This is a genomic window from Agrobacterium sp. CCNWLW32 (genome assembly GCF_037083425.1).
Taxonomy (GTDB): domain Bacteria; phylum Pseudomonadota; class Alphaproteobacteria; order Rhizobiales; family Rhizobiaceae; genus Agrobacterium; species Agrobacterium radiobacter.
The window spans coordinates 1-1,304 of sequence record NZ_JBAOJM010000034.1 but is presented as its reverse complement, the minus strand read 5'-3'; the positions used below and the strand labels follow the sequence as shown (position 1 = coordinate 1,304).

Here is a 1,304-nt window from a genome sequence, read left to right as displayed (position 1 = left end):
AAATGTATGGTCCGCCCTGTCATTGCAAGGATTTTAGGTTCCGGCGATAGCAGTTTGCGTAAATGTATCCGGCCTCTCGCGAGTGGACTGCTGTTGCAGCCAGGCCCTGATGAGATCCGCACATTCTGTTTCCAAATAGCTTCTTCGGGCACGAAGCCCGCTTTCAACCAGGATTTACAGAATGTCGATCAACTGTCTCGTCATCACCCTCGAACCTCGCAATCTGTCCGGCCTCAACGGCCAGAAAGGCGATTGGGTCAAGCTGCGACCTGACGCATGTACGTGGCCCCCGGCTTTGTCAGGACAACCCAAACGATACGGGCCAGCTTGGCAGCCAAAGCTACGGTCACCTTGTTAACGTGCATTCTCAGCCGCAAGGTATCGATCCAGACGCCAAGACGATCTTTGCCGCGATCGAGATGCAGCATGCATGACCGTGCTCCATGAATGATCAAGCGACGAAGATAATTGTTGCCGCGTTTGCTGATGCCCAGGAGGTTCTGCTTCCCTCCAGTGGAATATTGTCGAGGCACCAGGCCCAGCCAGGCCGCAATATCCCGGGCTTTGGAAAAGCGTGTCGGATCACCGATCGCGGAAAGAATGGCGGTTGCGCCAAGCGGCCCGATCCCCGGAATTGTCATAAGGCGTCTTGCGCGCTCGTCGGTATCGGCGATCTTCTCAATGTCGTCGGAGACCTGTCTGATCCGGGCTTCGAGCCGGCGGAAATCATCATGCAGATCTCGTAGAACAGATCGCGCCATAGGCGTCAGATCATTGTCGAGGTCATCCATAACCCGGCAAATGTCGACCTTGAATACGCCAGCTCCCTGCCGCATCGCGACGCCATGCTCGAGGCAATAGGCGCGCATTTGGCAAATCAGGTTCGTCCGGGCCGATACCAGTCGGCTACGAACCCGGTGCAGCATTTGCAGGTCAACCTGATCCGCTTGCTTGACACCAACAAAACGCATTGTCGGCCGCGTTGCAGCCTCGGCGATTGCCGCGGCATCGATGATGTCATTCTTGTTCGACTTCACATAGGGCTTGACGAATTGTGCAGGGATAATGCGGACGGAGTGGCCCATCGTCTGCAGTTTGCGCGCGAGCCATTGCGATCCCGGGCAGGCTTCCATTCCAACAAGCGTCCGGTGCGCCCGTTCGAAAAACTGCAACAAAGTCTCACGTCGGAATTTGACGCGCTGAATGATCGCGCCTGAGCAATCAAGGCCCACGACATGGAAGAGGTTCTTTCCAATATCTATTCCAAAGACGGCGCACTCCTGCGGTTGGTTACGATTCATAAT

The 1,304-nt window shown here is 55.7% G+C and carries 1 protein-coding gene; it reads right to left on the bottom strand.

Features of this window, described 5'->3' with window-relative positions; genetic code table 11:
* Window positions 1-257: 257 nt before the first annotated feature.
* Window positions 258-1,301, bottom strand: a complete 1,044-nt coding sequence (locus V6R85_RS25975; protein ID WP_425903509.1) for an IS110 family transposase — start codon at window positions 1,299-1,301, stop codon at window positions 258-260.
* Window positions 1,302-1,304 lie beyond the last annotated feature (3 nt).